The organism is Humibacillus xanthopallidus, from assembly GCF_044793955.1.
In the GTDB taxonomy this organism is placed as follows: Bacteria; Actinomycetota; Actinomycetes; order Actinomycetales; family Dermatophilaceae; genus Humibacillus; species Humibacillus xanthopallidus_C.
In genome coordinates, this window is the sequence record NZ_CP084995.1 from 4,058,994 (window position 1) to 4,081,617 (window position 22,624).

The 22,624-nt window shown below is 71.6% G+C and carries 19 protein-coding genes; 9 read left to right on the top strand and 10 right to left on the bottom strand.

Translation table 11 applies throughout. The features are described 5' to 3' along the window. The first annotated feature begins 365 nt into the window (after positions 1–365). Positions 366–962, top strand: coding sequence for a GIN domain-containing protein (locus tag LG278_RS18320; RefSeq protein ID WP_404388966.1), 597 nt, complete (start codon positions 366–368; stop codon positions 960–962). 88 nt (positions 963–1,050) lie between these two features. Here the strand turns inward: LG278_RS18320 and ppk2 are convergent, their stop codons facing one another. Beyond that, the gene (gene ppk2 / locus LG278_RS18325) at positions 1,051–1,947 is read right to left on the bottom strand and encodes a polyphosphate kinase 2 (protein WP_404388968.1); all 897 of its coding nucleotides are present in this window, start codon (positions 1,945–1,947) and stop codon (positions 1,051–1,053) included. 127 nt (positions 1,948–2,074) lie between these two features. Then, complete coding sequence (locus tag LG278_RS18330) at positions 2,075–2,695, bottom strand: nitroreductase family deazaflavin-dependent oxidoreductase (RefSeq protein WP_404388969.1); 621 nt, start codon at positions 2,693–2,695, stop codon at positions 2,075–2,077. Positions 2,696–2,871: 176 nt separating this feature from the next. On the opposite strand from LG278_RS18330, the gene LG278_RS18335 reads away from it, so the two are divergent. Further along, entirely contained in the window at positions 2,872–3,528 is a 657-nt protein-coding gene (locus tag LG278_RS18335) for a hypothetical protein (RefSeq protein WP_404388970.1), read from the top strand. 104 nt (positions 3,529–3,632) lie between these two features. Here LG278_RS18335 and LG278_RS18340 read toward each other — a convergent pair whose 3' ends face one another. Together LG278_RS18340 and LG278_RS18345 are read right to left on the bottom strand one after the other, a co-directional pair. Continuing rightward, the gene (locus LG278_RS18340; RefSeq protein ID WP_404388971.1) at positions 3,633–4,904 is read right to left on the bottom strand and encodes a fascin domain-containing protein; all 1,272 of its coding nucleotides are present in this window, start codon (positions 4,902–4,904) and stop codon (positions 3,633–3,635) included. Positions 4,905–5,039: 135 nt separating this feature from the next. Further along, a complete protein-coding gene (locus LG278_RS18345; protein WP_404388972.1) occupies positions 5,040–6,512 on the bottom strand; it encodes a cation:proton antiporter in 1,473 nt (490 codons plus the stop codon). Positions 6,513–6,678: 166 nt separating this feature from the next. Between LG278_RS18345 and LG278_RS18350 the strand changes: the two genes are divergently transcribed. Then, positions 6,679–7,461 (top strand): GAF and ANTAR domain-containing protein, encoded by a 783-nt coding sequence (locus LG278_RS18350; RefSeq protein WP_404388974.1) that lies wholly within the window; start codon positions 6,679–6,681, stop codon positions 7,459–7,461. 45 nt (positions 7,462–7,506) lie between these two features. Next, positions 7,507–8,199 (top strand): alpha/beta hydrolase, encoded by a 693-nt coding sequence (locus tag LG278_RS18355; RefSeq protein ID WP_404388976.1) that lies wholly within the window; start codon positions 7,507–7,509, stop codon positions 8,197–8,199. A 367-nt stretch (positions 8,200–8,566) separates the two neighbouring features. Here the strand turns inward: LG278_RS18355 and LG278_RS18360 are convergent, their stop codons facing one another. The 6 genes from LG278_RS18360 to LG278_RS18385 all read right to left on the bottom strand — a co-directional run bounded on the left by LG278_RS18360 (position 8,567) and on the right by LG278_RS18385 (position 14,686). Further along, positions 8,567–9,460: a sigma-70 family RNA polymerase sigma factor gene (locus tag LG278_RS18360; RefSeq protein WP_404388977.1), complete on the bottom strand. Its 894-nt coding sequence runs from the start codon at positions 9,458–9,460 to the stop codon at positions 8,567–8,569. 173 nt (positions 9,461–9,633) lie between these two features. After that, positions 9,634–10,803: an acyl-CoA dehydrogenase family protein gene (locus LG278_RS18365; protein ID WP_404388979.1), complete on the bottom strand. Its 1,170-nt coding sequence runs from the start codon at positions 10,801–10,803 to the stop codon at positions 9,634–9,636. A gap of 1 nt (position 10,804) precedes the next feature. Continuing rightward, positions 10,805–12,049: an acyl-CoA dehydrogenase family protein gene (locus LG278_RS18370; protein WP_404388981.1), complete on the bottom strand. Its 1,245-nt coding sequence runs from the start codon at positions 12,047–12,049 to the stop codon at positions 10,805–10,807. Continuing rightward, entirely contained in the window at positions 12,050–13,117 is a 1,068-nt protein-coding gene (locus LG278_RS18375; RefSeq protein WP_404388983.1) for a phosphotransferase family protein, read from the bottom strand. A 1-nt stretch (position 13,118) separates the two neighbouring features. Further along, positions 13,119–13,904, bottom strand: coding sequence for a 3-oxoacyl-ACP reductase FabG (gene fabG / locus LG278_RS18380; protein WP_404388985.1), 786 nt, complete (start codon positions 13,902–13,904; stop codon positions 13,119–13,121). Continuing rightward, entirely contained in the window at positions 13,901–14,686 is a 786-nt protein-coding gene (locus tag LG278_RS18385; RefSeq protein WP_404388987.1) for an SDR family oxidoreductase, read from the bottom strand. The genes fabG and LG278_RS18385 overlap by 4 nt, the downstream gene beginning before the upstream one ends. A gap of 128 nt (positions 14,687–14,814) precedes the next feature. Between LG278_RS18385 and LG278_RS18390 the strand changes: the two genes are divergently transcribed. The 5 genes from LG278_RS18390 to LG278_RS18410 all read left to right on the top strand — a co-directional run bounded on the left by LG278_RS18390 (position 14,815) and on the right by LG278_RS18410 (position 22,620). Then, positions 14,815–15,885, top strand: a complete 1,071-nt coding sequence (locus LG278_RS18390) for an alpha/beta hydrolase (RefSeq protein ID WP_404388989.1) — start codon at positions 14,815–14,817, stop codon at positions 15,883–15,885. A 76-nt stretch (positions 15,886–15,961) separates the two neighbouring features. Next, positions 15,962–17,509: an ATP-dependent DNA ligase gene (locus tag LG278_RS18395; protein ID WP_404388991.1), complete on the top strand. Its 1,548-nt coding sequence runs from the start codon at positions 15,962–15,964 to the stop codon at positions 17,507–17,509. 130 nt (positions 17,510–17,639) lie between these two features. Continuing rightward, positions 17,640–19,454, top strand: coding sequence for a glycoside hydrolase family 3 protein (locus LG278_RS18400; RefSeq protein WP_404388992.1), 1,815 nt, complete (start codon positions 17,640–17,642; stop codon positions 19,452–19,454). A gap of 73 nt (positions 19,455–19,527) precedes the next feature. Next, positions 19,528–20,850 carry an exo-beta-N-acetylmuramidase NamZ domain-containing protein gene (locus LG278_RS18405; protein WP_404388993.1) on the top strand — a complete coding sequence of 441 codons (1,323 nt, stop codon included), beginning with the start codon at positions 19,528–19,530 and terminating at the stop codon, positions 20,848–20,850. 36 nt (positions 20,851–20,886) lie between these two features. Continuing rightward, a complete protein-coding gene (locus LG278_RS18410) occupies positions 20,887–22,620 on the top strand; it encodes a serine hydrolase (protein ID WP_404388994.1) in 1,734 nt (577 codons plus the stop codon). The last annotated feature ends 4 nt before the right edge of the window (positions 22,621–22,624 follow it).

Below are 22,624 nucleotides of genomic sequence, written 5' to 3' on the forward strand. Positions count from 1 at the left end.
CGGCGAACGCTCGGGTCTGTCGCAGACGGCGCCGCCGCCCCTGGCCACCACCCGGAACCGCAGGTCAGACCACGTCTGACCTGCAGTTTTGCCGTTCTCGGGGTCGGTAGGCGGCCTGATCCCGCGGCAACCGGGGGGAGCGCACCTGCCTGGGCAGCACATGCTCACCGGGATCGTCGGACACCAATGCCATGGACTCAACTGGATCAGCTGAAGGGGGACCTTGGGCCCTCGCGCAAAGAGGCTGCTCGCCACACGCTGGAGGGGTGAAGGCAACCCTGACGACAGAGACCACAGCACGACGTGGGCGACTGCGGCCGCTCGCGCTCGCCGCAACGGTCGCCGCGCTCGTCACAGCATGCAGCATGGGTTCGACCGGGGGGATGGTCGTCGGATCAGGCGATGTCACCTCTGAGACCCGCACCGTCGCCCGATTCACCGAAGTGTCCGCAGACGGCGGCATCCAGCTCGAGCTGGCGACGGGACCTCAGCAAGTGGTCGTCACCGCGCAGCCCAACATCGCCGATATCGCAACGACCGAGGTGTCGGGGTCGCGCCTCACCGTCGACACGACCAGCGGCTACGTCACTGCCCAGGGTCTCGTCGTGAAGGTCACGACGCCACGCATGACCGGGATCGAGCTGTCCGGCGGTGCCAGCGCCAGCGGCGCCGTCGGCACCACCCAGGACCTCGCCTTCACCATGTCGGGAGGTGCCCGGGCGTCGCTCTCCGGCTCCGCCACCAACCTCAGGCTCGAGGCCAGTGGCGGGGCACTGCCTGACCTGAGCGGACTTCAGGCGACGAACGCCACCATCGACCTCAGCGGTGGGGTCGTGGCCTCCGTCCGCGTCAGTGGATCTCTCACCGGGTCAGCTTCCGGAGGTGTGGTGCTCACACTCACGACCCAGCCCGCGAGCTCCAACGTCGAGACGTCCGGCGGGGCCATCGTGCGCAACCCCTGACCACCGTGGCCGGCCCAGCACGCCCAACCCCCAGCACGCCCAACCCCCGTCCAGCACGACGCCGCCGAGGTGACCCAAGATTCCCGCCCTAGTCGCCGGCCGTGTGCTTCGCGCGCTTCACGACCTTCGGGTCAGGGGCAAACACGACGTCCGTGTCCTTGTCCTCGTAGTCGAACTGGTGCAGGAAGGCCCGCAACGCGTTCACTCGAGCCCGCTTCTTGTCGTTGCTCTTCACGGTGAGCCACGGCGCGTACTTCTTGTCCGTGTGCTCGAACATCGCCACCTTGGCATCCGTGTAGGCCTCCCACCGGTCGAGGCTCTCCAGATCCATCGGCGAGAGCTTCCAGCGCCGGACGGGGTCGATCTGTCGGATCGCAAAACGCGTGCGCTGCTCGTCCTGGGTCACCGAGAACCACAGCTTCGTGACGGTCGTCCCGGACTCGACGAGCATCCGCTCGAAGGTCGGCGCCTGGGCCCTGAACACCTCGTACTCCTCGTCCGTGCAAAAACCCATGACCCGCTCCACGCCCGCGCGGTTGTACCAGGACCGGTCGAACATGACGATCTCGCCCGCGGTCGGGAGGTGGCCCACGTAGCGCTGGAAGTACCACTGACCGCTCTCCGTCGACGTCGGCTTGGTGAGCGCCACCACCCGCGCGGCCCGGGGGTTGAGGTGCTCGGTGAAGCGCTTGATCGCCCCGCCCTTGCCCGCCGCGTCGCGCCCCTCGAAGACGATGACGTGCTTCGCGCCCGTGTCCATCGTCCAGTACTGGAACTTCAGCAGCTCGATCTGCAGCAGGTACTTCTCGACCTCATAGCTGTTGCGCGACATCAATTCCTCGTAGGGATACTCGTCGCGCCACGTCTCGACGGCGCTGCCGTCCGGGGCGATGAGGATGGGGTCGTCGCCGTGGTCGTCGCGCACGGTGTACCCCTCGGTCCGCAGCTGGTCGATGTAGGCGCGCAGGGCCATCTTCTGGGGCATGACCCCATTCCAGCGTGCGCGCACCCTCAGTGCCAGCCCAGGGTGGCCCTCGCCACGTCACCGTCCCGAGCAGCAGGTATGCCGTGAGCCTCGCCTCGCAGGCACGCTCGCACAGTCGTGGGCTCGGTCAGCGGCGTCTGAGCGCTCGGACCGCCACGCTGAGGGCCAGGGGCGCGACAACGTGCGGGAGCAGCCAGGCCGGCGAGCCCGGGTCATGCAGACCCGGGCACACCGGCTCAGGCGTGTCGACTCGCACGACGGGGCGTCCGGCAAACTTCGTCCGCAGCTGCTCGTCGGTAGCGGTCAGCGGGTTCAGGCCCTCGAAGACCAGCGCGATTCCGGAGTTGCGCACGACGGCCAGCATTGCCCGCTCCGCCTCGGCCGGGTCCGCCACCGGGGCGGCCCGTCCGTGGACGACCCGACCAGGCAGGGAAAGGGTGACCTGCGGGTCGGCGGTCAGGTTGCGATACCAGTCGGCGTGGGCCCCGAACCCGCAGAGCAGATAGACCCGCCCGTCGAGGATCGCGTAGTTGAGCGGCGTCCGGCGCGGCACGCCGGAGCGCCGCCCGGTCGTCGTCAACGTCAAGAAGTAGCCGATCACGGGGCTGCCCACCCAGGCCCCCACGAGCGGGTGCTGCAGCATCGGCAGCATCACGCGCCGGTTGCCCCACCTGAAGGTCCGTAGCATCCCGTCGCGGACCTCACGGGGCGGCCCCTCCGCGCTGCGCGAGGTCGCCCGTGCCGTCATGTGCTCAGCCTAGGCCGGACGCCGATGCACCAGGACGCAGCCGCACCGTCGGGCTCAAGCACCCCGACCGCGCTGTGACTCGACTCAAACAGGGACTATCGACCCTTTCTGGACGACGGCCTGCCGGTGGATCGTCGGAGACAAGGGAAGACCATCCCAAGGCAGAGGGGCCTGCGATGAAGCGCAAGGGCACGCGCGACGGCATCGGATCCGTGCGATCGGGGAACCGCCTGCTGGGCAGACTGCTGATGGCCTTCGCGCTGGCAGGGTCGCTCGTGCTTCCGGCCTGCTCATCCGACAACGGAGGCGACGGCCCCGGTGCCGCGACGAGCGTGACGGAGCCGTCGACGCCCCCGGACAGCGCGACGCCAGAGCAGACCCCCACCGCCCCGGACCCCGACTCGCAGGCTGAGCCCTACCCGCCCGACTCGCCGGACTCTCCCGACTCGCCCGAGGGCCACTCCGACGCAGCGTGGTTCGCGGAAGCGGACGACGCGTGCCGGCTCGCCGTTGACGAGTACGGCTCGTGGAAGGCGGAGGCCGGCGACAACGCGGCCCCCGAGGCCCTGGCGCTGGGAGCTGCCATCGCTGCCACGCGCGCGGCCGAGACCATCGAAGCCATGCCCGAGCCGACGTCACGCGAGGCGCTCGCCCTGCGCGTCGCCGTCATCGCCTGGGCATCCGCCTACCGCGACCTGGCCGCAGCGATGGACAGCTCCACCTACTCGGAGGTCACGGCTGCAGGCGACGCCGCCCAAGCGGCCGCAGACAAGATCCGGCTCGCCGCCGGCTCGTCCGCGGCGTCGTGTGCCGTCATGGTCGACCGGGTCTGAGACTCACCCACCGCACGCCACGCGCACCCGAAGGCACCCACCTCGGGCGGAGGGCGACGCGCCCGGCTCAGCCGGACGCGTCGCCCTTGGCAGTCACGCGGCGATCATGCTCCACCGACGACCTGCACCGTCAGGCTCCGGTTGCGGGCCAACACCTGTCCACCGGACGAGCGCCACTCGACGTCGACGTTGTGGTAGCCCGGGGCCACGCCGTCGAGCCACGCGGCATACGTGCAGGTGCGGAACGACGCCGAGTCGGTCAGGACGCTGGGCCCGGGAGTCATCACCTCGCCGTCCACGGTCACCCGCACCTCGAGCCGGGCACCGGCCACGGTGCGGGCCTCGGTGACGAAGGTGGCCACCATCGTGCAGGGCACGGTCGTGCGCAGGCTCCCCAGCCCCGGCACGAGACGGGCGAACGCGGTGGCGGAGGTCTGGTCCTCGCGCACCGCCGCGCACACGTCGAGCGTCGTGCTCTCGTGGGGCGGTTCGGCCCGGTCGGACGCGGTGAACGTCGCGGCCCGGCCGAGCGTCGACCCGGTCGCGACGACAGACCCGCCGCCTCCGCCCTCGGCCTCGACGTAGCGCCCGTTCGCCGCCAGCAGGGCGAAACTCCCTCCGGGCCGCAGCCACGCGCGGCGACCCGGCACCACGAGCGTGAACGTCTCCCACTCGCGCGGCCAAGGGCCTGCGGCGCTGACCTTGCCTCCCCCGCCGCCCTCGGCCTGGAGGTAGTGCCCCGAGTCGGAGCGCACGTGGACGCGCGCGCCGCTGGTGAAGCCCCGGGCCGCACGGTCGGCGGCCACGATGTCGAAGGTCTCCCATTCGCGCACCCACGGTCCCCGCGCCGTGAGGCCGGCTCCTCCGCCGTTGTCGGCCTGCAGGAAGTGAACCTTGGAGGTGGTGCGGATCCCGGTCGTGAGCACGCAGTCGGCCGGCTCCGGGTGGAGGGTGGCAACGAACGTCTCCCACGGCCCCAGGACGTCGCGGTTGGCGACCATGATGCCGCCCCCGGCCCCCTCAGCGCAGACGAACTTGCCGCTCGGCGCCTTGAGCCCGAACGAGGAGAAGTGCCCGACCACCGGCGGCTCCCCGGCCGCCGTGACGAGGGTGAAGCGTGCCTGAGCCGTGGGCGCCGCGGCCGTGGCCACGAGCGCGCCGCCGGGCCCTTCCGCGGTGACGTACCGGCCGTTCTGGGTGCGGAGCAGCACGGCGCTGCCCGCCGTCACGTCCGCCCAGTCACCGGTGACGCTCCGCAGGGTGAAGGTCTCCCATTCCCGGGGCCACGGCCCCTTGGCCGTGACCTCTCCCCCGCCACCGTTGACCGCCTGGGCGTAGTAACCGTTGGCCGTCTTGAGGTGCATCGTGACGGACATGACTCCTCCTCGTCTCGCATGGACGGGCCCGAACCATCCGCCGGGCCCACTCCCACGCAAGCCCCTTGCCGGGCCGCCCCACCAGTGCCAAACGTCCCCTTCGGGCCATTTGTCGCGAGCGTCATACCTCGGACGTCACGCGTGCGAGCGGCGCCGCTCGAGGTAGCCCATGACGGGGGTGGCGAGCACGCCGTGCACCACGACGGAGACAACGATGGCAAAGGCCACGGTCGACCAGAGCCAGCGCTCCTCCGGGAAGTAGGCGTGGCCGGCGGCATACGCCAGGTAGTAGAGCGAACCCACGCCGCGCACGCCGAAGAAGGCCGCCGCGAGCGCCTCCTTGCGACCCAGTCCGCCCGGCAGGTCGGGCGACCGCGGGCGCAGCCGCAGGCTCACCACCCCGGCGAAGGGACGGATGAGGAAGACCAGCGCCAGGGCCACGAGCACACCCCGCCAGTCGAGGGAGCCGAGCAGCCCGTTGCTGAGGCCCATGCCGAGCAGCAGCAGGATGATGAGCGTCAGCAGCCGCTCGAGGCGTTGCACGACGTCGTGCATCGAGCGGTGGTACTCGTGCCCCCGCTCCGCCGCGCGCAGGGTGAGCCCGCAGGCGAAGACCCCGAGGAAGCCGTAGCCGTGGGCGACCTGCACCAGGCCGTAGGCCATGACGAGCGCGGCGATGGCGAGCAGCGGCTCCCCCTGCTCGGCGAGCCGCAGGGTCTGCTGGCGCGAGCGGAAGGCGATCCGCCCCAGCAGCCAGCCGAGACCGGCACCGAGCACGATCGCGATGACGACCTTGCCGACGAGGTCCCAGGCCAGCCAGCCGACCCACGACCCCAGCGAGGTCGCGGTGCCGGTCGCGATGAGCAGCGCCGCCGCGACGAAGGGGAAGGCCAACCCGTCGTTGAGACCTGCCTCCGAGGTCAGCGCGAAGCGGACGTCGTCCTCCTCGTCGACCGCCTCGGCCTCCTCCTCGTCTACCGTGCCGCTCTGACGCTCGCGGCCCTGCCCCTCGGCGCCGTCACTGCCGGCGCCGCCAGCCCCGTCACCAGAGCCCTCATCGCCGTGACCCTCGACCTCCCCCTCGCCGTGACCCTCCGCCTTGGGCTCGGCCGGTCCCACGTGCGGTCCCCCGACCTGCACGTCGCCCGCGAGCACGGGGTCGGTGGGCGCCAGCGCCGCACCGAGCAGGAGCGCCGCGGCAGGCGCGAGCCCGAGGCCCCAACCGAGCAGCGACACCCCGGCGATCGTCAGCGGCATACCAATCGCGAGCAGCCGCCACGTCGGCGACCACCGCGCCCAGCTCGCGCGGTCGCGCAGGCGCAGGGGCCGGTCGATGGCGAGCCCGACCCCCATCAGCGCGACGAGCACGGCGAGCTCCGTGATGCGGTCGATCTGGGGGCGGATCTCCAGCGGGTCGAGGGAGAGCCCCTCAGGCAGGGGCAGCAGGCCCACCACCACGCCGACGACGAGGAGCACCATGGCGGCCGAGACCGCATAGCGCTCGAGGAGCCCGGGGAGCACCGCTGCGAGCAGCAGGGCGATGCCGAGAATGAGATAGATCAGGTCGATCGACAGCGTGGGGTCCTTCCAGAGGTATGCCGCGTGCACCTACCCAGCGCGGGCGCGGCGGTCACGACGGGCCCGGTCACAGGCGTGGCGGGCGCGCCGCCCCCCGGCTGGGCGCCCACCACCGCTCCCCCACCGACCGGGGTCCGTCGCTTTTGGCTGAGGCCAAGACTAGGGTCTGGCACGGAAGGCGAAAGGGGTGTTCAAGGTGAGCGACAGCGACACGGCGACGGTGAGCGATCTCGCGCGGGTGGCCGAGCGGTTCCGCGACATCGGCGACCACCTGCGCAAGATGACCCATCGCGACCCCCTCGAGGCGGTCGCCCGGATGGCCGTCGAGCTGATCGACCGCGCCGAGTGGGCCAGCGTCACGCGCTTCGCCGACGGCGAGTTCTCGACGGCGGCGCTCACCGACGAGAAGGCCGGCAAGGCCGACGCGATCCAGTACGCCGTCGGCTCCGGCCCCTGCCTCGACGCGATCCTCCAGAACGCCGTCTTCCGTCCGAGCGACCTGCGGCACTGCGAGGAGTGGCCGGAGTTCGGCCGTCGCGTCTCGCAGGAGGTCGGCGTCGAGAGCATGCTCTCCTACCGGCTGCTCAAGGAGGGCGGCGACGACGACGTCATCGAGGGCCTCAACATCTACTCCCGCGGCCGGGCCGCCTTCGACGACGACGACGTGCTCGTCGGGCTCATGGTCGCCACGCACGGTGCGCTCGCGGCCCAGTCGATCGTCAACGCCCGCAAGGTCGAGAACCTCCAGAAGGCCCTCCTCAGCAACCGCGAGATCGGCACCGCCATGGGCGTGCTCATGACGCGCCACCACGTCACCCGCGACCAGGCCTTCGACCTGCTGCGCATCGCGAGCCAGAACTCCAACCGCAAGCTGCGCGACGTCGCCGTCGAGGTGGCCGAGTCCGGCGAGCTCCCTCTGCCGGCTCGGCGCACCGACGCCGACCGCCTCGACCGCGACGACGACCGCCGCGAGGCCTGACCTGATCCCCGGGCGAGCGATCCCCCGATCGGGTACGGGCCGCAGGTGAGCGACCCGCGACCGCGCCTCGTCGACACCCACGTGCCCGACCGGCCGCAGGGTGTCGTCCTCGTGCTGCACGGCGGCGCCGCACGACGCCAGCGCATGCCGGTCAGCCCCGCGCAGCTGTCGGTGCTGCGGATGGTGCCGGTGGCCGCCCGGGTCGCGCGCACGGCGCCGAGCCTCGCGGTGCAGCGCCTCCTCAACACCTCGCGCGGCTGGGACGCACAGGCGACCCCCGTCGACGACGTGCGCTGGGCGCTCGCCCAGGCGGCGGAGCGCTTCGGGGCCGACCTGCCGGTATGCCTCATCGGCCACTCGCTCGGAGGCCGGGCCGCGCTGCTGGCCGGCTCGCAGCCCGCCGTGCGCAGCGTCGTCGCGCTCGCTCCTTGGCTCTACCCCGCCGACGGCGGCACCGACCTCACCGGCCGTGACGTGCTCATCGTGCACGGCGACCGGGACCGCATCGCCCGGCCCGACATCGCCGAGGAAGTCGCGCGCCGCCTCGCCCGGACGGCCCGGGTGGGTCACGTCACGGTGGTCGGCGGCAAGCACGCCATGCTGCGCCACGTCGCGCACTTCGACGGTCTCGCGGCCGACTTCGCCGCCGCCACCCTGCTCGGCACCGGGGGCGACGGTCTCGTGGGGCGGGCCCTCGCGGGCGAGCAATGGCTGAGCACCGAGCCCGCGGCCAGCTGACAACGGCTCGTCTCAGACAGATCGGCACGAACACGACTCGATGCCGCCACATGGGTAGGCGTCAGGTGTGGCATCGTCCGGCTCCAACAGCGCGGGTCGGGCGGTGTCGCCCCAGACCCCGTCCGAAACTGAGCACTCGACGCAGAGTTCCGTCGAGTGCCCACTTCTCGACACGCATACCCCGTCGAAAAGTGGCCACTCGACGGAAATCCCCGACGAAAAGTGGCCACTCGACGCAGCGGTCACTCGAGTGGTCGCGCCGTCACACACATACCCCGTCGGGAAATGAGCACTCGACCCAGAAGTCCGTCGAGTGCCCAATTCCCGACACGCAACCCCGTCGGAAACTGGGCACTCGACAGTGTTGTCAGGAGGCTTGGCCGAGCCGGCGGCGACCCGTCGTCGGGTCGTCGGCGAGGGCCACCCGCAGGTGCGCGACGAGCCTGCGCAGCGCCCGCGACACCTGCATCTGGCTCATCCCGAGCTGGACGCCGATCTCCCGCTGGGTCAGCTCGTCGACATAGCGCAGCGCGAGCAGCTGCCGCTCGTCGGCGTCGAGGCCGGAGAGGGCGGCGCTGAGGCACACCCGGTCCTCGACCCGGGCCAGCGACTCGTCGTCGTCACCAAGCAGGTAGGCGACCGAGCCCGACTCGTCGTCGGTCGTGCTGGCGTCGAGCGAGGTGGGGTGGAAGCTGCTCGACGCCGCGACGGCCTCCTTGACCGCCGCTCGCGTGACGCCCAGCTCGCGGGCCACGTCGGCGTCGGTGGGGGTGTGCCCGACCTCCTGCTCGAGGCGGTTGCGGCACGACTGCACCTGCACCCGCATCTCCTGCAGCCGGCGGGGCGGCCGCACCATCCAGCCGCGGTCGCGGAAGTGCCGCTTGAGCTCTCCCGAGATCGTCGGCACCGCGAACGCGGCGAACGAGGGCCCCTGCCCGGGCACGTAGCGGTCGATCGCCTTGACGAGCGCGAGCCGGGCCACCTGCACGAGGTCGTCGTGCTCGATCCCCCGCCCGTCGTAGCGCGAGGCCATCGACCCGCAGAGGTCGAGATAGAGCAGCACGATGCGCTCGAGGGCAACGGCACGGGAGCGCCCGTCGGGTGCTGCGGCGAGGGCGGCGAAGAGCTCGGCAGTCTCGGCGTCACGTTCCGCGTGGACGCTGGGGAACGAGGTCTCGGCCTCAGCCGCTGGGCTGCCGGACGTGTTGACGACGGGGGCGCCCGCAGGGGTAGCAGCGGCAAGTGAACGCACGTGTGCCATGACTCATCTCCGGATGATCGGTGACGGAGTCGGCACTGTTGTTGAACCGCTCGGCTCCCCCGACCATGCCACGGGGGCGCAGATGGCGCAAGGGCTCGGTGCCCGCCGGGCGGCACACAGCCGCTGCCGTATGCCGTCCTGTGCGCGCCCGCAGGGCTCCGGGCCAGCGAGGTCTAGCCGAGGTGGCCGCGCACCGAGGCGTGCCCCTTTAGCAGGTTGCGGGCGATGGTGCGGCGCTGGATCTCGTCGGTGCCCTCGTAGATGCGCAGCAGGCGCAGCTCGCGATACCAGCGCTCCACGGGCAGCTCGCGGGTGTAGCCCATGCCGCCGTGCATCTGCAGCACCCGGTCGACGATCTCGTTGGCCTTGACGCCACCGAAAAGCTTGGCCATCGACTGCGACTGGCGCGAGTCGATGCCGTTGTCGACCTGCCACGCAGCGGTCAGCACGAGCCAGCGCAGCGCCTCGATCTCGACGGCGGAGTCGGCCACCATCCACTGGATCGCCTGTCGCTCGGCGATCGGCTGACCGAAGGTCACCCGGTTGCGGGCCCACTCCATGCCCATCTCGACGAGCCGCTCGCAGGAGCCGATCGCGTTGGCGGGCAACATGTAGCGGCCCTTGCCGATCCAGCGCATGGCCAGCTCGAAGCCCTTGCCCTCCTCGCCGAGGATGGCCGAGTGCGGCACGCGCACGTCGTCGAAGACGAGGGCGGCCGGGCCCCACTCGCCCATCGTGTCGATCGGGGTGCTCGTCCAGCCACGGTCGCGGTCGACGAGGAAGCACGTGACACCGCCGTCGGCGCCCAACTCCCTGTCGGTGACGGCGAAGACCATGACGAAGTCGGCCTCGTTGCCCCCGGTGATGAAGGTCTTCTCGCCGTTGATGATCCACACGTCGCCCTCGCGGCGGGCGCTCGTGCGGATCGCCCGCGCGTCCGAGCCGGCGCCCGGCTCGGTGATGGCGAAGCACGACTTCTTGTCGCCGTTGATGGTCGGCACGAGGTAGCGCTCCTGCTGCTCCTCGGTCGCGCTGAAGAGGATGTTGTCGGCCTCGCCGGCGAAGCGGAAGGGCACGAAGGTGCGACCGAGCTCGACCTGGATGAGCGCCGACATGACCGCTCCGAGGCCCATGCCCCCGTGGCTCTCGGGGGTCTGGATGCCGAAGAAGCCGGCAGCCTTCGCCTTGTCCTGCAAGGCTTTGAGCTCTTCGTCGGTGACGCCCTTCTCACCCCGGCGCTCACGGGTGAGCACCTGCTGCTCGAGCGGCATCAGCTCCTTGGTGACGAAGGTGCGCACCCAGTCACGGATGTCGCGCTCCTCGGCCGACAGGTTGAGGTCCATCTCAGCTCTTCTCTCTCGGGGTGGCAGTCGCGGGGGCGTGCTTGCGCAGCTCGGCTTTGGCCAGCGCGTTCTTGTGCACCTCGTCGGGGCCATCGGCGAAGCGCAGCGTGCGGATGCCCGCGAAGGCGATCGCGAGCTCCGTGTCCTGGCTGAGGCCCGCGGCTCCGTGGGTCTGGATGGCCTTGTCGAGGATCCACTCGACGGTCTGGGGCGTCGCGATCTTGATCGCCTGGATCTCGCTGTGAGCGCCCTTGTTGCCCACGGTGTCCATGAGCCAGGCGGTCTTGAGCACGAGGAGCCGGAGCTGCTCGACCCGCACCCGCGACTCGGCTATCCAGTCACGCACGACACCCTGCTCGGCGAGGGGCCGGCCGAAGGCGACCCGCTCGGAGGCCCGCCGGCACATGGCCTCGATGGCGACCTCGGCGATGCCGATCGAGCGCATGCAGTGGTGGATGCGGCCGGGGCCGAGCCGGGCCTGCGCGATGGCGAAGCCCGTGCCCTCCTCGCCGATGAGGTTGCTCGCCGGCACCCGCACGTCGGTGAAGCGCAGCTCCGCGTGGCCACCGTGGTCGTGGTCGTCGTAGCCGAAGACCTCCATGCCGCGCACGACCTCGAGCCCCGGAGCGTCCCGCGGCACGAGGATCATCGACTGCTGGCGGTGCCGGTCGGCCGTGGGGTCGGTCTTGCCCATGACGATGAAGATCTCGCACTCGGGGTTCATCGCCCCGGTGATCCACCACTTGCGGCCGTTGATGACGTAGTCGTCGCCGTCGCGCACGATGCTCATGCCGATGTTGGTGGCATCGCTGCTCGCGACGTCGGGCTCGGTCATGGCGAAGGCCGAGCGGCTCTCGCCGCGCAGCAAGGGTGCCAGCCACCTCTCCTGCTGCTCGGCGTTGCCGAACTGGGCGAGCACCTCCATGTTGCCGGTGTCGGGCGCCGCACAGTTGAGCACCGCCGGGGCGAGCCGGATGCAGCGGCCGGTGATCTCGGCGAGCGGGGCGTACTGCAGGTTGGTCAGTCCGGCGCCGTGCTCGCCGGGGAGGAAGGCGTTCCAGAGCCCCAGGTCGCGGGCCTCCTGCCGCAGGTCCTGCAGCACGGGCGCCGTGCTCCAGGCCCACGGGTCCGGCAGCGCCGACACCTGCTCGTCGAAGGTCGCGAGCGAGGGCGCGATGCGCTCGTCCATGAAGCCGAGCAGCCGCTGGCGCAGCTCCTCGGTGTGGGCATCGAATCCGAAGTCCATTCAGTCCTCCTCGAGTGCGCGCAGGCCGGCGGCGACGAGCGGGCCGGTGGCCTGCCCGATCGACGCGAAGCCCGCGCCGACGGTCTGGCCCTGTGTGTAGCGGTAGTGGATCCCCTCGAGGATCACGGCGAGCTTGAAGTAGGCGAGCCCCAGATGGAACGACAGGCTCGAGAGGTCGCGCCCGCTCGCCGCGCCATAGCGCTCGAGCAGCTCTGCGGCCGTGGGGAATCCGGGAGCCAGCGCGACGTCGGAGACCGCGTTGGTCTGCATCATGTGCGGCAGCGACTGGTAGGCCGCGAGCAGCGCGACGTCGGTCAGCGGGTCGCCGATCGTGGCCATCTCCCAGTCGAGCACCGCGGTCACCTCGTCTCGGCGGTCTTGGCCATCTCGCTCGCGCACGAGGAGGTTGTCGAGACGGAAGTCGCCGTGCACCACCGCGGGCGGGCCCTGCTCGGGCACCGAGGCGGCCAGCCGGGCGTGCAGCTCGTCGACCCCGTCGATGTCGCGGCTGCGCGAGGCGTCGAGCTGTTGCTTCCAGCGCCGCACCTGCCGCTCGAGGAAGCCCTCGGGCCGACCGAAGTCGCCGAGCCCGACCTCCGCCGGGTCGACCTTGTGCAGCGCCACCAGGGTGTCGACCATCCGATCGGCGATGGCGCGAGTTCGACTGGGGCCCAACGGCTCCAGCTCACGCGCGAGCCGGTAGGGCGTGCCCTCGACGCGCTCCATGACGTAGAACGGGGCGCCGATGACCGCGTCGCCCGGGCACACGGCATACGTCTCGGGGACCGGCACGGGAGTGTCACGCAGCGCCGTGATGACGCGGTGCTCACGCACCATGTCGTGGGCGGTGGCGAGCACGTGGCCGAGCGGTGGACGGCGCACGATGACGGTGCGCCGCCCGTCGCCGACCTCGTAGGTCAGGTTGGACTTCCCCCCGGCGATGACGCGGCCGGTCAGCCCACCCTCGAGCAGCCCGGGGGCCTCCTCGTCGAGGAAGGCCCTGAGCCGGTCGAGCGGCAGGCCGGGAGGGTCCTGCTGGGCGAGGTCTGCGTCGGGGAGGTCTGGCACGTCAGGCCTTCGGGCCACCGGCGACGTAGATGACCTGGCCGGAGACGAAGCCGGCCCCCTCGCTCGCGAGGAACGACGCGGTCGCCGCGATGTCCTCGGGCTGCCCGACGCGAGCAACCGGGATCTCCTTCGCCGCGCCCTCGAGGAACTGCTCGAAGGTGATGCCCATGCGCTCGGCGGTCTGACGCGTCATGTCGGTCGCGATGAAGCCCGGGGCGATGGCATTGGCGGTGACCCCGAACTTGCCGAGCTCGATGGCGAGCGTCTTCGTGAAGCCCTGCAGTCCGGCCTTGGCCGCGGAGTAGTTGGCCTGCCCGCGGTTGCCGAGGGCCGAGGTGGAGCTGAGGTTGACGATGCGCCCGAACCTCGCCTCGATCATGTGCTTCTGCGTCGCGCGCGTCATGAGGAAGGAGCCGCGCAGGTGGACGTTCATCACGGCGTCCCAGTCGTCGACGCTCATCTTGAAGAGCATGTTGTCGCGGATGATGCCGGCGTTGTTGACCAGCACCGTCGGCGCGCCGAGCTCGGTCGCGACGCGGTCGACGGCGGACTGCACCGCGGCTTCGTCGGACACGTCGACCCCGACAGCGAGGCCCCTGCCACCCGCGGACTCGATCTCGGAGACGACTGCAGCGCAAGCGGACTCGTCGAGGTCGAGGACGGCGACGGCATACCCGTCGGAGGCGAGGCGCTTGGCCACGGCGGCACCGATGCCGCGGGCGGCTCCGGTGACGATGGCGGTGCGCTGCGTGCTGGTCTGGGCTGCCGGGGTGGGCTGGTCGGTCATGCGTTCTCCTGGTTCGGGGTGGGCTGGCTGTCGAGCTTCTGCTGGAGCCGGTTCATGCCGGCGAGCCAGGCGTCGGGGTGCGCCGCGCGGTGGGCGTAGTAGTCGCGCACCTCGGGGTGCGGCAGGACGAGGAAGTCGTTGCTGCCGAGGGCCGTCCACACGGCATCGGCGACCTTGTCGGGCGTGACGGCGGCGTCGAGCGTCAGCAGCGCCTGCAGCGGCCCCGACTCCTCGAGCATCCTCGTCTGCACGCCCTGGGGGCAGATCGCCTGGACGACGATGCCGCGGTGGCGATAGGTGGCGCTCAGCCACTCGGCGAACGCGACGGCCCCGTGCTTGCTCACGGAGTAGGGCGCGTCGCCGAGCATCGTCAGCAGACCCGCGGCCGACGCGGTGACGACGAAGCGGCCACCCCCGGCCTCGAGCCAGCGCGGCACGAGGTGGCGGGCCGCACGCACGTGGGCCATGACGTTGGTGTCGAGCACCCGCTGCCACTGCTCGTCGGTGGCCTCGAGCCCCGCCAGCGTGCCGATGCCCGCGTTGGCGAAGAAGGCGTCCACGTGGCCGAGGTGGGCGTAGGCCGCATCGACCAGGTCGCGCACGCCCGCGTCGGTCGAGGTGTCGCCGGGGACGGCGAGGGCGCCGAGCTCCTCCGCCACGACGGCGAGCTCGGTGGCGTCGAGGTCGGCGACGACGACAGACCACCCCTCGCGCACGAGACGGGTGGCGATGGCGCGGCCGATCCCCCGGGCTGCCCCGGTGACGACGGCGGTGTCGACCATGTGGTGCTCTCCTTGCCTCAGGCTCGGCAGTGCGTGACTAAGCGCTTGCTTACCCTGTCCACTCGGGGCGCCCCACGTCAAGTGCCGACCGGCCGAGCGGGCGCGCCGGGGCGAGTACATTCGGCGCCATGAGTGAGCGCCGGCGAGGCACCGTGGTCGGCAACGCCGTCGGAGGTGTCGTCGGCGGCATGGTCGGGGGTGTGGGCGGCATCGTCGACCGGGCCGGGCGGGTCGGCACGACTGCCGTGGGCGCGGTGGTGGCAGCGGGCGCCGCCCTGCGCCTCTCACCGTGGCCGTCGGCCCTGGCGATCCGCGCGGTCTTCGACCGGGGCGCCGCCCGGGCGAGCGCCGCACTCGTGCCGCACGCGCCGACCGACCTCGTCGAGGTCATCGACGAGGCGTATGCCGTCTCCGACCCCGACGGACGCCTCGACGTCTTCCGCCCCGACCGCCAGGAGGCACTGCCCACCATCGTGTGGGTGCACGGCGGCGCCTTCGTGTCGGGCACCAAGGGCGACATCGCCAACTACCTGCGCGTGCTCGCCGGGCGCGGCTTCACCGTCGTGGGCGTCGACTACTCGATCGCCCCGGGCAAGCGCTACCCCACCCCGGTGCGCCAGGTCGCCGCCGCTCTCGCCCACCTCGTCGACCACGCCGACCGGCTCGGCGTCGACCCCGGACGGATCGTGCTCGCGGGCGACTCGGCCGGAGCGCAGATCGCCGCGCAGGTCGCGAGCCTCGTGACCGACCCCGACTACGCGTCACGGGTGGGCATCGCGGTGGACCTGCCCCCCGCCAGCCTGCGCGGCGTCGTGCTCTTCTGCGGGGCCTTCGACTTCGAGCTGTCGCACGGCAGCTCGAGGCTCGGCGCCTGGCTCGTCGACACCGCCCTCTGGTCCTACCTCGGCACCCGCGACCACCGCTCCGACCCCGCCTCCGCGCTCGCGTCGGTGCCACAGAACCTTCCGGCGGCCTTCCCGCCCGCCTTCGTGGCGGCGGGCAACGCCGACCCGCTCCTGCCACACTCGCTCGGCCTCGCGACCGCGCTCGACCGCGTCGGGGTCGACCACGAGACGCTCTTCTTCGAGAGCGACCACGAGCCGCGGCTGGGTCACGAGTTCCAGTTCGACCTCGACACCGAGGCCGGTCGGATCGCCCTCGACCGGGCCGTCGCCTTCGTGGAGCGCGTCAGCGGCTGACGTGAGCGGAAGGCGGGGCACTCGGGCGGAGGCCTCGGGGGTGGAGGCCGTCGGTGGTGGGAGGCAGGATCGGGGCATGCAGCTCTCCGACGTCGTCGACACCGCGCGCACCGTGGCCGCGACCAGCTCGCGCACCGCCAAGGTCGAGGCGCTCGCCGCCTGCCTGCGGCGAGCGGCGGTCGACGGTCCCGAGGTCATCGAGGTCGTCGCCGCCCACCTGTCGGGGGTGCTGCCGCAACGGCGCATCGGCGTCAGCTGGCGGGGTCTCCAGAGCCTCCCCGAGCCGGCCACCGAGTCGAGCCTCACGGTCGAGGAGGTCGACGCGGCCGCGAGCACCATCGCGGCCATCACCGGATCGGGCTCTGCCGCAGCCCGATCCACCGCCGTGCGTGACCTCTTCGGCCGTGCCACGCCCGACGAGCAGGCATGGTTGCGGGGGCTGATCACCGGTGAGACCCGACAGGGCGCGGGCGACGGCGTCATGCTCCAGGCCATCGCCAAGGCGGCCGAGGTGCCCGATGCCGCCGTGCGCCGGGCGGTCATGCTCGCGGGCTTCGCCGGCCCGGTCGCCCGCGCTGCCCTCGCCGGGGGCGCCGATGCCCTCGACGCGCTGACGCTCGAGGTCGGCCGGCCGCTGCGGCCGATGCTCGCCGGCTCGGCGCCCGACGTCGCCGCGGCGCTCGCCACGCTGGGAGGCGAGGCCGTCGTCGAGACCAAGCTCGACGGCATACGGCTGCAGGCCCACGTCGACAACCGCACGTCCCCCGGCACGGTGCGCCTCTTCACCCGCACGCTCGACGAGGTCACCGACCGCATGCCCGAGATCACCGAGGCTCTCGCAACCCTCGACGTCGAGACGCTCGTGCTCGACGGTGAGGTCATCGCGCTCGGCGAGGGCGGCCGCCCGCAGCCCTTCCAGGTCACCGGTGCGCGCACGGCGAGCAGCGCCGACGTCGCGCGGCTCCGCGAGGAGGTGCCGCTGACGCCCTACTTCTTCGACGTGCTGCACGTCGACGGCGACGACCTGCTCGACGAGCCGGCCGCCACCCGGTGGAGCCGCCTCGCCCAGACGGTGCCCGCCGCGTGGCTCGTGCCCCGTGAGCTCACTGACGACCCCGAGCGCGCCCAGCAGTTCTTCGACGACCTCGTCGCGGCCGGCCACGAGGGCGTCGTCGTCAAGGACCCCGCCCTGCCGTATGCCGCCGGCCGGCGCGGCCCCGGGTGGGTCAAGGTCAAGCCCCGCCACACCCTCGACCTCGTCGTGCTCGCCATCGAGTGGGGCAGCGGCCGCCGCAAGGGCTGGCTGTCCAACATCCACCTCGGGGCGCGCGACGCCGACACGGGCGAGCTCGTCATGCTCGGCAAGACCTTCAAGGGCATGACCGACGAGATGCTCGCGTGGCAGACCCGCCGCTTCGACGAGCTGGCCACCGAGCGCGGCGACTGGGTCGTGCGCGTGCGTCCCGAGCAGGTCGTCGAGATTGCCTTCGACGGCGTGCAGCGCTCGACCCGCTACCCCGGCGGCATGGCGCTGCGCTTCGCCCGGGTGCTGCGCTATCGCGACGACAAGCCGGTCTCCGAGATCGACACCGTGCAGACCGTGCGCGCCCTCGCGGGCTGGTGACGTGCCGCTCCCCGTCGGGGAGCGAAAGCCGCAATTCGGCCGCTCCTATCTCTTGCCGACCCCTGGGTATGTAGGTAAGTTCCGCTCTGATGACTGATTGCGTGAATTCCTTACATGCCAGGGAGGCGTCATGTCCACGTCAGAACTTCCCCGCAGGACCGTGCTCGCGGGAGGACTCGCCACCGCGGCCGTCGCCGCCGTCAGCGGCCGCGCCGACGCCGCGAGAGGCGGCGTGGCAGGGCCCGCCGCAGAGACCGGCTGGGTCACCTCGACCCTCGCCCGGATGACGCTGGAGGAGAAGGTCGGCCAGCTCTTCATCCAGAACGTCTACGGCCGCGACGCCACGACGCCCGACAGCCGCAACCTGCCGCTCTACGGCGTGGCGAGCCCGGCCGAGGTCGTGCAGAAGTACCGCCTCGGCGGGGTCATCTACTTCGCGTGGACCGACAGCGTGCAGAACCCCGACCAGATCGTCGGCCTGTCCAACGGCCTCCAGCGCTCCGCGCTGACGCAGCAGTCCAAGGTGCGCGTGCCGCTGCAGATCGCCATCGACCAGGAGCAGGGCGTCGTCACCCGCATCGGACCGCCCGCGACGCAGTTCCCCGGGTCCATGGCCCTCGGCGCGGGTGGCAGCGCGCCGGACGCACGCACCGCCGCGGCGATCACCGGGCGCGAGCTGCTCGCGATGGGCGTCAACACCAACTTTGCGCCGGTCTGCGACGTCAACGTCAACCCGCTCAACCCCGTCATCGGCACGCGCTCCTTCTCGTCGCACCCCGATGTCGCCGCCGAGCTCGTCGCCGCCCAGGTCGCGGGCTACCAGCGAGACGGCGGCGTCTCGTCGTCTGCCAAGCACTTCCCGGGGCACGGCGACACCGCCACCGACAGCCACGTCGCGTTCCCGATCATCACGCACACGCGCGAGGAGTGGGAGTCGATCGACGCGCCGCCCTTCCAGGCCGCGATCAACGAGCAGATCGACATGATCATGACGGCGCACCTCGCCTTCCCGGCGCTCGACGACTCCGGCCACCCCGCCACCCTGAGCAAGCCGATCATGACCGGCGTGCTCCGCGAGGAGCTCGGCTTCGACGGCATCATCGTCACCGACTCCCTTGCCATGCAGGGCGTTCGCGACCTCTACGGTGACGCCGAGGTGGCGGTGCGCGCGCTGCTCGCAGGCGTCGACCAGCTGCTCATGACCCCGGCCATGGACGAGGCGTATGCCGCCGTGCTGGACGCGGTGCGCAGCGGCCGCATCCAGCAGGGCGAGCTCGACACCAAGGTGCGTCGCGTGCTGCGCCTCAAGTACCGCCGCGGTGTCGTGGCCCAGCCCTACGCCGACCCTGCGCGCGTCTCTGCCGTGGTCGGCACTCCCGCCAACCTCGCCGCCGCGGCCTCGGTCACCGACCGCACGACGACGCTCGTCAAGAATGACGACAAGGCCCTGCCGATCGCCCCGAGCGGCAAGAAGGTGCTCGTCACGGGCTACGGCGTGTCGACGACCGCCACGCTCGCTGCCGCCCTGACCGCCAAGGGTGCGACGGTCCAGACGATCCAGACCGGGACCTCACCCACCGATGCCGCAGTCGCCTCCGCGGTCGCCGCCGCCTCCGACAAGGACGTCGTCGTCGTCACGACGATGAAGGCGTGGGACACGAGCGTCACCGACAATCGCGGCGGTCAGCAGAAGCTCGTCACGCAGCTGCTCGCCACGGGCAAGACGGTCGTGGTCGTCGCCGTGCGCGATCCCTACGACATCGCCTACTTCACGAGCGCACCGACCTACGTCGCGACCTACTCCTACAGCCCCGTCGCGATCGAGGCGGCCGCCCGCGTGCTCGTGGGCGAGGTCGCGCCGACGGCCTCCCTGCCGGTCGACATCCCCGTCGCCGGCGACCCGGCCACGGTGCTCTACCCGTTCGGCCACGGCCTCACCTACTGACCCTCGAACGACCCCGACACCTCACGACCTGACACCGCACGACCTGACACCGCATCGACAGGGAGCGACCCAGATGACCCATCTCAACCGCAGACAGCTGCTCACCGCCGGCGCCCTCGGCGCCGTCGCCATCCCGGCCGGCGCGTCGGGTGCCCTTGCCGCACAAACCGGCCCGGCGGCATACGCCGGCAACTTCCCCCGCAACCCCGTCACGACGGGGGCGCAGAGCGCGGCCGCGGCGAACTGGTCGGCGCTCTCGGGTCAAAAGGTCGGCATCATCACCAACCCGACGGGCATCCTCACCAACCTGCGCACCATCGTCGACGAGATGCACGAGTCCGGGGCCGTCGACATCGTCGGCGTCTTCGGTCCCGAGCACGGCTTCCGCGGCACCGCTCAGGCAGGTGACTCCGAGGGCAACCACACCGACCCGCGCACCGGGCTCATGGTCTACGACGCCTACGGCGCCAACGCGGCCAAGATGACGACGCTCTTCCGCACCGCCGGCGTCGAGACCGTCGTCTTCGACATCCAGGACGTCGGCGCCCGCTTCTACACCTACATCTGGACGATGTACACGGCGATGCGCGCTGCCGTCGCGGTCGGGGCCCGCTTCGTCGTGCTCGACCGGCCGAACCCCATCGGTGGCAAGGCGATCGGGCCGATGATGACGACCCCGTGGACCTCCGGCGTCGGCGCCAAGGAGATCGTCCAGGCCCACGGCATGACCGTCGGCGAGCTCGCGCGCTACTTCGACGGCGAGTTCCTCCCCGCCGAGGCCGGCGGCCGCGTCGCCGAGCTGTCCGTCATCGAGGTCAAGGGCTGGCGCCGCGACGTGCCGTATGCCGACACCGGGCTCCCGTGGGTCATGCCGAGTCCCAACATGCCGACCCCCGACACCGCGCTCGTCTACCCCGGCACCGGGATGTTCGAAGGGACCAACCTCTCGGAAGGCCGCGGCACGACCCGGCCGTTCGAGCTGATCGGCGCGCCCTACGTCGACTACAAGTGGGCCGAACGCCTCGCGTCCCTCGACCTGCCCGGCGTCGGCTTCCGTGAGGCGTACTTCTCCCCCACCTTCAGCAAGCACACGGGCCGTGTCTGTGGTGGCGTGCAGGTGCACGTCACCGACCCGTCGACCTTCGACCCGATCAGCTCCTCCGTGGAGATGCTCGTCGCGGCCAAGGCGCTCTACAGCGACTTTGCCTGGCGCTACGACTCCTACGACCCGGCCCGCCCCTACTGGATCGACAAGCTGACCGGCTCGCAGCGACTGCGCACGCAGATCTCCGCCGGCGCGTCCGCTGACGAGGTCGTCGGAGCGTGGCGCGAGGAGCTCGCCGCCTTCGACGCCCGGCGGCAGCAGTACCTGCTCTACAACGGCCCGTCGCACTGACCCACCCACCCGCCTGCTGCACCATCAAGGAGTGACATGCGCCTGCGCACCCTCGTCCCGGCCGCCGTCGGCGCCCTCGCCCTCGCCGGCAGCCTCATGACCACGGCGCCGGCGAGCGCCGACGACTTCAGCCGGCCCGATCGCGGCTTCGCCCCACCCAACACGGTGCTGCGCGATGCCGCTCCGGCCCAGGTCGGTCTCGACCCGGAGCCCATCGCCGAGGCCGTCGACCTCATCCGCGCCCACGAGGAGGCGCCGGCCGGCAGCCGGCCGCTCTATGCCGGCGCGGTCGGGATCATGGGCCACGACGGACGCATCGTCGAGCGGGACGCGAGCGGCTGGGCGCTGCGCTACGCCACCTCGACGACGGAGCTGCCGCGCGACCAGTGGGTGCCGATGCGCGACGACACGGTCTTCGACCTCGCGTCCGTGTCCAAGCTCTTCACCTCGATCGCCGTGGTCCAGCTCGTCGAGGAGGGCCAGGTCGCCCTCGAGAGCCCGGTCGCGGCATACCTGCCGGAGTTCGCGGCGAACGGCAAGGGCGGCGTCACGGTGCGCCAGCTGCTCACCCACACGTCGGGTTTCACCTCGTGGCTGCCGCTGTGGAGCAGGTGGCCCGACAAGGCCTCACGCATCAAGGCCGTCATGGACCAGCCGCTGACCAACCCGGCCGGGTCCACCTACCTCTACAGCGACCTCAACCTCATCACCCTCGGTGTGATGGTCGAGAAGCTGCGGGGCGCCCCGCTCGACGCCGTCGTGCGCGACCGCATCACCGCGCCCCTCGGCATGGGTGACACGGGCTACAACCCCACGGACCGCGAGCGCACCGCGGCCACGGAGTACCAGACGTCTCCCCCGCGCGGCATGGTCCGTGGCGAGGTGCACGACGAGAACGCGTGGTCGCTCGGCGGCGTCGCCGGCCACGCTGGCGTCTTCTCGACGGCTGACGACCTCGCCGTCCTCTCGCAGGCGCTGCTCAACGGCGGCACCTACGACGGCGAGCGCATCCTCAGCCGCAAGAGCGTCGAGGCCCTCATCACCAACTTCAACGGAGCCTTCCCGGGCGACGACCACGGTCTCGGCTTCGAGCTCAACCAGCGCTGGTACATGGACACGCTGTCCGGGCCGCGCACCGCCGGCCACACCGGCTACACGGGCACCTCGATCGTCATCGACTTCAGCTCGCGGTCGTTCGCGATCCTGCTCACCAACCGGGTGCACCCCTCTCGCACCTGGGGCTCGGTCAACATCGCTCGCCGGGAGTGGGCGCACGGCCTCGGTGCGGCCATGGCGGTCCGGCCCAAGCACGGTGACACCGCCTGGTTCACCGGTGGTGAGAACGCCACGACCTCGACCCTGACGACCGAGCCCTTCACGGCCCCCGTCGCCGGGGCACGCCTCGGCTTCGACCTCTTCCTCGACACCGAGGAGACCGACCTGCTCCACCTCGAGCGCTCGAGCGACGGCGGAGCGACGTGGACACCGGTCCCCTTCGAGGTCAGTGACCGCGGTGAGACCACGCCGTCCGACGGCATCATCTCCGGGGCGGGCGACCGTCGCTGGGTGCAGGTGCGCGCCGACCTCCCCGGCGGCGCACAACAGCTGCGCTGGCGGCACACCACCGACGGCGGTTACCTCGGCAGGGGCGTGGTCGTCGACGACGTGCTCGTCAACGGCCCGGGCGGTGTGCTTCTCGACGGCGAGAAGACGCCCCAGGCGTTCACGGCCGATGGGTGGGTGCTCACCGGCCGCAGCGCCGTAGCGTAGGCCC